General features: G+C 58.0%; 8 protein-coding genes. 2 read left to right on the top strand and 6 right to left on the bottom strand.

What is annotated here, in order from left to right; genetic code table 11:
• Nucleotides 1-284: 284 nt before the first annotated feature.
• Nucleotides 285-1,562 carry a L,D-transpeptidase gene (locus AC0L3X_RS46075; RefSeq protein ID WP_354100695.1) on the top strand — a complete coding sequence of 426 codons (1,278 nt, stop codon included), beginning with the start codon at nt 285-287 and terminating at the stop codon, nt 1,560-1,562.
• 273 nt (nt 1,563-1,835) lie between these two features.
• Here AC0L3X_RS46075 and AC0L3X_RS46070 read toward each other — a convergent pair whose 3' ends face one another.
• From AC0L3X_RS46070 to AC0L3X_RS46045, 6 genes are all read right to left on the bottom strand, one after another.
• Entirely contained in the window at nt 1,836-2,099 is a 264-nt protein-coding gene (locus AC0L3X_RS46070) for a hypothetical protein (RefSeq protein WP_084795033.1), read from the bottom strand.
• Between the two features lie 188 nt (nt 2,100-2,287).
• The gene (locus tag AC0L3X_RS46065) at nt 2,288-2,998 is read right to left on the bottom strand and encodes a potassium channel family protein (protein ID WP_135217039.1); all 711 of its coding nucleotides are present in this window, start codon (nt 2,996-2,998) and stop codon (nt 2,288-2,290) included.
• Between the two features lie 124 nt (nt 2,999-3,122).
• Nucleotides 3,123-3,494 carry a response regulator transcription factor gene (locus AC0L3X_RS46060; protein ID WP_354100694.1) on the bottom strand — a complete coding sequence of 124 codons (372 nt, stop codon included), beginning with the start codon at nt 3,492-3,494 and terminating at the stop codon, nt 3,123-3,125.
• Nucleotides 3,495-3,650: 156 nt separating this feature from the next.
• Nucleotides 3,651-4,289: a response regulator transcription factor gene (locus AC0L3X_RS46055; RefSeq protein WP_063981920.1), complete on the bottom strand. Its 639-nt coding sequence runs from the start codon at nt 4,287-4,289 to the stop codon at nt 3,651-3,653.
• Nucleotides 4,290-4,623: 334 nt separating this feature from the next.
• Nucleotides 4,624-4,908 carry a hypothetical protein gene (locus tag AC0L3X_RS46050; protein WP_135217041.1) on the bottom strand — a complete coding sequence of 95 codons (285 nt, stop codon included), beginning with the start codon at nt 4,906-4,908 and terminating at the stop codon, nt 4,624-4,626.
• Nucleotides 4,909-5,602: 694 nt separating this feature from the next.
• Nucleotides 5,603-5,986, bottom strand: coding sequence for a response regulator transcription factor (locus AC0L3X_RS46045; protein WP_063981918.1), 384 nt, complete (start codon nt 5,984-5,986; stop codon nt 5,603-5,605).
• Nucleotides 5,987-6,460: 474 nt separating this feature from the next.
• On the opposite strand from AC0L3X_RS46045, the gene AC0L3X_RS46040 reads away from it, so the two are divergent.
• Nucleotides 6,461-7,725, top strand: a 1,265-nt coding sequence (locus tag AC0L3X_RS46040) for an ATPase (protein ID WP_473317534.1), incomplete at its 3' end; no start/stop codon positions are given.

Genomic DNA, 7,725 nt, shown 5'->3' with positions numbered 1-7,725 from the left:
CGGCGCCACTATCGTAAATCGCCGCGGGTTCATGATGCTGTCGCCTCCATAGGCTCCGCCGGAGCCGTGTAGAAAAGCCAAGCATGCGAAGAGCCTCATTCTTGGGATCAATGTGCGTTGCGCAATGGCGGAAACGGCCGCTCGTCGATATTTCCAAAGCATGTTGCCCGATTGCAACGCGTCGACCGCAAGCCATTGTGCCCGCCTCAACGGCAACTCGCACTGTAATCGTGAGTACGGTCCCATTTTCGACCCACTGCGACCAGATTTGGAGGAGAGGCTTGATGCGCTGTCAGGATGACGCATCAGGCGTCGGCTTCGCGCATCGTCTCGAAAAGAGGAATTGCGCCTATTGGGACCGGGCGATGCTCGTTAAGAAATTACCAGCAATGCGGCGCACGATAGCAACTGCTGTATTCGCCATTTCCATGCTCCCTCCGGGGATCGCACACGCTCAATTTCTGTTTGGACCCCAACACACGTTCTGGCGAAGCCAATACGCTCCGTACAAGCACAAGCACCACCACCGGCAGAGAAACTCTGAAACGCCAAAGAGCGCTCGGCCGGAGCCCCTTCCGAAGGGCCCGCTCCAGATCATCATCTCGATAGCAGACCAACGGGTCTCGCTTTTTGACAACGGGGTGCTGATTGCACGCTCTTCGGTGTCCACGGGAATGGAGGGGCATCCGACGCCCCTCGGTGTGTTCAGCGTCATCAGCAAACAACGATGGCACCGTTCAAATATTTATAGCGCCGCCCCCATGCCCTACATGCAACGCATCACCTGGTCAGGGATAGCGTTGCACGCCGGTGTCGTGCCTGGGCATCCAGCGTCACACGGCTGCATCCGTTTGAACAACGATTTCGCCGTTCGACTCTGGCACCTCACGAAGCGCGGCACGCGCGTGATCATTGCGCATGGTGATGTCCAGCCGGTCGAGATAACCAATCCGCATCTATTTCAACCGAAAGCCGCGTCCGGTTCGTCCGAACTCCAGAGTGCCACCGTCGCAACCAAGAGCATCGGTGCAGCCGCGGCAACGCAGGGAACGCTGGTGTCAAACGCCGAGACTCCAGAAGCCGCCAATCTCCAGGTGCCGGGCTCGGCTCCCGCCGCAAGCGCGCCTAAAAAGATTGTCCCGATCTCCATCTTCGTCAGTCGTAAGTTGAGCAAGCTGTTCGTGCGTCAGGGCTTCACGCCCTTGTTTGATGTCCCGGTCAAGATCGAAAATCCGGAGGAGCCGCTGGGAACGCACGTGTTTACCGCAATGGAATTCCAGAAGGAGGGAACGGCTATGCGCTGGAGCGTCGTGTCGATTCCAGAGGAATTGCCCCGTAGATCCGAGGCTGCCACAAAAGGGCGAGAAGCGCCCGCGAAGCAACCCGTGTCGGGACCGTTACCCGACAAAGCCAACGCTGCGCTCAACCGCATCGAAATGCCACAGGATACGGTTGAGAAGATCTCTGAACTCCTGACGCCGGCCTCTTCGTTGATTGTTTCCGACTACGGAATTAGCCACGAGACGGGAAAAGATACGGATTTTGTCGTGGTAACGCATTGATGCAGCGACGCGACCCGCCAACAAGGCGACGCTGCTGCGCAACCGCTGAATTGTTCGACCGCAATTCTGCTGCAACTTGATGTCCGCACCTAAGCCAAAGGGGCGCGAGGTGCGTTCTGAGTCACGCGATTTCCGCAAATGGGCCGGCAACCAGCTTGGCGGATAGCCTCAAACACTGATCTGGCTGCCGATACGCGTGTCGTTTGGTGCAGAGTCGGGACTATGGGAACAAGAGCGCCGGCCTGGGTGACCAAGCGTCCACAGGCAAGACCTTTACCGCCTCGCCCCCACGCGATTGACTCCACCATTCATATTGCCACCAGCGTTGTGACGGACCGCAGCGCGCGCCACCGGGCGAGGCCTGAGTACGACGCCCGCCCGGGCAACACAACCAGCTGGGTACTCAGTGTATTGACAGTAGACCACTGCACTGGCGGGCGCTGGATTGAGCGTGAGACCGGCAAGGCCCAGGAGGGCGCTAGCAGCAATCCCGCTAACAGTCGCTGACTTGATCGAAAGACGCTTCTTGGAATGCATGGTGCGGGTCTTCCTTTTTCGTGCCTGCGCAACAGATGCACGGACGCCATCTCCGGTGCGGCTGCACGCAGCGTGTCCGCCAAAGGAGCGCCGGCGTTGACATAGATCAATCGAGTGTTTGCCTAGCGACGCGGGGAACCTCACAGGACGCGAGTGCAGCGCACACGTGTCGGTGCAGCTCCTGCGGCTCAGGCGGTAGGGGTGGGCTTACGCGCCGAGCCGGTGCTGCTGAGCTCGAGGGTAACGAGCCTCGCCAGAAGGGTCGCCGGATAAAGCTGACCGATCACGCTCTCGATGTTGCAGAGACTTCGTGCCAAGGGATGTACCGGAACGATGTCTCCATACCCGGTTGATGTAAGTGTGACAAAGCTCATGTAAAAAAGCGATGCGGCGACCGAATGATCGTCCTCGAAAGCTATTCCCTTGATTGCGTCGGGAGCCGCCAGCCCTACAAACAGGAACAGCGTTGCAAAGGCCACCGCAATTAAAAGGTACAGAAGGATCGCTCCGATAATTCGGTGATATGTAACGAGACCTCGCCTGAATACGGCCTGAAGCACGACAACACCTAACGTGCAGGCGATGACCAGCCATGCGCCGGCCAAAATGTGAAGGTGGTACGGTACTGGGTAGTAAATGCGCAGGAAGAATACGGCGACGTTGAAAACGAGCGCGAGCGACATCAGAACGAGAGCAGTCGGATTGTTGGAGATGATCACCATGCTGACGATGATCGCTAGCAACAGGCCATCCGCAAACAGGTGAAAGGCGGTAATGCCCATTGCTTGTAGCGGGGCGAAGACAAAAATCAGTAATGCCAGCACTCCCGTGAGCACCGAGAGCAGCCAGTCAATGCGTTCTCCGCGCAAACGGCGCAGCTCGCTTACGGGCGTCTTCATCGATGTTCCTAAGGCCTGGCGCTGACCGCAGCGCTGCACCTTTGTACAATTCAGGACGAAAGTTCAGTCTCGTTGACCTAGATCAAGGGAACGGGAGCAAGCCCAGGCGCGCTCAGTGAATGGGTTAGTGGCCTGCCGCAGCCTGTTTGAGCGGCTCGATCAGCTCGTGCGCTGAGAACGGCTTAGTTAGAAATGCGACGCATCCGGACCGCAGTGCGGCCTCGCGAACGGAAGGAATCTCATTGCCGGTGATGAAAATGACGGGGACCGCAACGCCGTTGGCTTTGAGTTGATGCCGGAGGTCGATCCCCGACCCCCCGTTGAGGTTGATGTCCAAGATGATGCAGAGTGCGTTGGCGATGTCGGCGTGCTGCTCCAGCTCTTCGGCAGACGAGAAGAGGATTGGTTTGAAGCCATGCTGGCATAGCAGCCGATTGAAGGCTCGCAGCATTCCGGGATCGTCATCGACCACCAAAACAGGGTCGCTTCTACCCATTGGATTGCGCTCCGATGACAAGCGGGAGCGCACCGGCTCTCTCAGTCACCGATGGTAGCCGCTGGCGACCCAGTGATGACGAGAACCAATAGGCATTCGGGAGTCTGACACAAGTGTCCCATAGGCCAATAACTTGAAAAATGGTTGAGAATTGGCCTAGGCCATAGGTCCGCTATTAGGCTTATCGCCAATGACACCGACTCGTTCAGCAACCGCCACAAGTTCAGCCAAGGTCCGAACCTGCATTTTCTCCATGACCTGCTGGCGGTGGGCCTTGATGGTGCGTTCGGTCGTACCCAAGATGCTGCCGATCTGCTTATTGGTCTTACCGGCAACGATGAGTTCAAATACTTGCCGCTCCCTCGGCGTTAGTTTGGCGATGAGGGCGCGAACAACATCCAGCCTGGACTGTTGCTCGCGGAAGCCTCGGTGGCGTGCGAACGCCCGTTCAATTGCAGTAAGAAGGCCGTCGGACGTTACCGGCTTTGTCAGGAAATCCTCCGCGCCCTCCTTTAGGGCGCGCACCGTGAGCGGAATATCGACATGACCGCTGACGAATATGATCGGCAGCGTCGAACCGAGTTCGTTTAATCGCTTTTGCAGTGCTGGACCGTCGATGCCAGGTATCCGTACGTCGAGGAGGATGCAGCTCGGAACACTGTCGCTCGGCAGTCGGTCCAGCAACGCCTGTGCTGACGCATAGACCGCGACCTCATAACCGGCGTGCTTCAAATGACGCTCCATCGCCGTCAGAAAGGACGGATCGTCGTCAACAATATGCACAAGCCCCTGCACCGGTCCCCTTTCGTTGCAAAGAGGGTACCGGGCAATTCAAAGTGTGTAAGTATCGTTTAACGCTCATTTGGGGCATGGCTGATCTGTCAGTCCGAACGCGACTATGCAGTTTGTGCCAACCCGATGCCTCGCTGACTGCCGTCCCGTCGCCTGACGTGATGACAATGACCCGGCGATGCTGCCGGCAACCTTGCCCAGACCGGAGTTACAGGCTGTGTACCCCAGCGGCTGGCCTCCGTTGCGTTTGGGTCCCGCATTCGCGCAATTCAGCACTGGGGTCCTCTGAGGGGCGTGTGTATGTGGGGGGACCGCGCGACGGCAGCATTTGAAGACATTAGCATTTTTGGTTTTCCGAGTTGCGTTTCGGAGACGATTTGCCCGGTGTTTCGCGCGCTGACCTCATGAGAACCGCAATGTCGTACTTCGAAATTGCGAAGCTGTTCGGATCGACCGGCGCGGCGAGCGGGGCTCGATCAGCCGCCGCATGAGCCATTTCGCGGAATTGCTGCCGCTCAAGGCGCAGCGCCGCCCGCAAGCCCGCTTGGAAAAACCGTTCGCGCTGGGATGGGTTGAGCCGCGCCCAGCCCCGCATCGTTGCCTCGAACAGATCACGCGGCATCTCGCGGCCTTTCAAAAACGAGAATTCAGCAAATGAAACTCAAAAATCGAGAATTGCAAAGATGCTGATCGTTGACGACCGGCGGCACTGGTGGAGGAAATCCGGCCGGGGGCGCGACAGTCCGCGCCAGCGTGTCATCACCGAGACAGTCATGCCATTACGTCGCTCACCGGGGCAAAGCAGACATCCGCCGCAAGGCCGGGTCGTCCGATCTTGACCCCAAGCGGTCGTTTGATTTGAATCAACACAAACTAACTGGCATCTCCTTTCTTGCTTGCCTGATGGGGCAGTCAGAGCACAAGAGATTCAAGCTCACGCCTGCGGTTCGTCGCGCGATGATCGCGACCAATGACCAGAAAGTGTTCGCACTTATGGGCCGAACGGCAGCGCTTGGAAGAGCGAGCGCAATGGCGTCTCGCCGCGCGTGCTCTGGAAACTCCTCGCGAACGAACTGATCGAGGACGAGCCACAGACGGCCGTCACGACGGCTGCATCCACAACCATCCGCACGCGCCTGAGTAAGGTTGGGCTGATCATTTTGAAAGCGAGCTTAGACGGGAAAGCATGAGGCGGCCAAAGATCATAGGCCAACGTCCTCAATCTAGTAAGTAACGCACGGAGGGACCCCCCGGACGATCAACGGCCATCCGGCGTATGTTGGCACTCACCATCGCACCGGCCACGGCTCACGCGATCATGTGTCCTCTGCCGGACGCTGGCGAACGCGCTGTAGGTACTGCGCCAGTGCCGTAGCGGAGAATGGCTTGGTGAGAAACGCGAGGCAGCCGGATCGATGCGCTGCCTCGCGAAGGACGGGTTGGTCGTTTCCCGTCATGAAGATGATAGGCACCGAGACGTTTGCCGCCTTGAGACGGTGAGCGACCTCGATGCCGGAAACCTCGCCGATATTGATGTCCAGCAGGATGCAGGCGGCTTTGTCAAAATCGTCGTGCTTGGTGAAAGTTTCCGCCGAGGGAAACAATAAACTGGTATAGCCGAGGGACCGCAGCAGTCGCCCCAAGCTTTGCAATAGCGTGACGTCGTCATCAACGACGTAAACACAGTTTCCCTGCGACATGCGTTTGCTCCATTTTCATGGTTCCCGCCACAGACGTACTTTTTCCTCGGTGTGCCAACGTCCAAATGGACCATCAGTTTCGATTCCGACGGCTTGGAACTCTTTGCACGCCGCGCGGTCGCTTTTGGCCATTACGCTGTGCCTGACAGCCGCCTCAGTTGGCGGCCTCTTTCATGTTCGGGGGTAAAACTGGGATGTCGCTCATTTGCCCAAGGGGGACCTGCTGAAGGCCAGCCCGAATGTCCGCTTCTTGCCGTGAGACCTTGGCCGCGTCGCCGCCTCCGTTGTGCCCGTCTCGTCATCCACGCAATCTGTAGCGGCTTGCCTGGCCCGCGCGGCCCGCACGCGGTCCAAAGGACAGGAGCCTTGTGATCCCTAGCAGCCGCAGCACGGCTCACAGCGCCGGTTTTGCCTATTAATCGTTTGGTCGAGCCGCTACGGTATTCGGACTGCGGACTTCGGAGTAGGACGGGAATGCTTTTCTGGACTGCTGCTCTATCTTGGCGATCTTTTTGCGCGCGGACCCTCATCGCTGTGCTGGCCGTCGCATTATTGCTGGCGATGCAGGGCCAAAGTCAGGCGGCTGATCCAGAACCCAAGCGGGTAATGATGCTGCATTCATTCGGTCTTCGCTTTAGGCCGTGGACTGATTATTCCGAAGCCCTTCGCGCCGAGTTAAGCCGACGGGCATCCATTGAGTTTCAAGATCACTCGCTATTGAATGCCCGGCGAAGCAGCGACAAATCAGACGCTCCATTCGTCGAGTATCTTCGCACTCTTAATATTGACCAGTCGCCCGATCTGATCATCGCCATCGGCGCGCCTGCGGCCAATTTCGTGCAGGCCCACCGCAAAGACCTCTTTCCAACGACGCCCATGCTGTACACTCTGGTAGAGCGACGCCGCGTGGACTTCGATAAATTGACCAAGTACGATACTGTCGTGGCGATCACGAACGACGATCCTGTTTTCTTTGAAAATATCCTGCACGTCCTGCCTCAAACAACGACCATCGCCATCGTTGTCGGTGCTTCGCCGAGCGAAACCTGGTGGCGCAACGAGGTCGCCAAGTCCACTGCGCGGTTCGCGGATCGTGTGCGATTTCGATGGTACAATGAACTTTCCTTTGAAGAGATGCTCAAGGATGCGGCCAACCTTCCGCCACACAGTGCGATTTTCTGGATTGGGTTGAATGTCGATGCGGCGGGAGTGGCGCATGAGGGTAACAGTGCGTTCGCCCGGTTTTACCGGACAGCCAACGCACCCATCTTTTTTCACGACGAAGCCTTTTTTGGAGAGGGCATCGTTGGTGGGCCAATGCAGATCGTCGCCAGACAAAGCAAGCAGGCGGCGGAAGTCGCGCTCCGCATCCTTGACGGCGAAAATGTTGCCGACATCAAGCCGACGTTTGTTCAACTGGCCGCGCCTATGTTCGACTGGCGGCAAATGCAGCGGTGGGGAATTGCCGAGAGCAATCTGCCGCCCGGCAGCACCGTCTATTTCCGAGAACCAACCGTCTGGGAACGGTATTGGTGGCAAGTCGCACTCACAGCCACGATTATTCTATCGCAAACCGCGCTGATCGCCGGTCTGCTGCGCGAACATCGTCGGCGTCAACTTGCCGAAGTGCAGTCGCGGCAGCGCATGACGGAACTGGCGCATGTCAACCGCTTCTCAACGGCTGGCGAATTGACCGCGTCAATTGCCCACGAAATCAACCAGCCGCTCGGCTCTATTCT

This window comes from Bradyrhizobium sp. MI1.7 (genome assembly GCF_055811795.1).
This window is presented reverse-complemented; position numbering and strand designations above follow the sequence as displayed.